This window comes from Vibrio sp. 1078-1, from assembly GCF_033340475.1.
This window is the reverse complement of record NZ_JAWOWM010000914.1, coordinates 1-517: the sequence shown is the minus strand read 5'-3', so window position 1 is coordinate 517 and position 517 is coordinate 1. Positions and strand designations below refer to the sequence as shown.

The 517-nt window shown below is 53.0% G+C and carries 1 protein-coding gene; it reads right to left on the bottom strand.

Annotation, left to right across the window (positions count from 1 at the left end):
- Positions 1 to 517: SHOCT domain-containing protein (locus tag R7190_RS30825; RefSeq protein ID WP_318138336.1), on the bottom strand; the 517-nt coding region annotated here is incomplete at both ends.

Below are 517 nucleotides of genomic sequence, written 5' to 3'. Positions count from 1 at the left end.
CGCACCGTGTAGCTCGTCAAGCAGCTTCTCAAACTCTTCATCGGTCATCAGGTCGCTATCGCCTGAAGCAGCTGAAACCGTAGGAGCAGCAGGAGCAGCAGGTTCTGGTGCTTTAGGCGTCTCTACAGGAGCGGCTGTTGCTGCTGAAGGGCTCTGACCAACACCATGCAATTCATCGAGAAGACGTTCGAATTCGTCATCGGTGATATCGCCATTGTCCAGAACAGGCGCACTTGCTTGAACAGATGCAGCCGCTGCTGTAGCTGGTGTCGATGCGCCTGGTGCAGCACCTTTACCGTGCAGCTCATCAAGAAGCTTTTCAAACTCGTCTTGAGTAATTTCGTCGACAGAACCTATAGAACCCGCCTCCGTTGTGTCGGCTGCAGGGGCAGCTGGCACTTCGTTAGCAGGTTCTGGGATAACTGGTTCTGGAGTAACGATAGGTTCTTCAACCACAGTAGCTACTTCGTCTTCAGACTCAGGCTTACATAGACGGTGCAGTTCATCCAGCAACGCA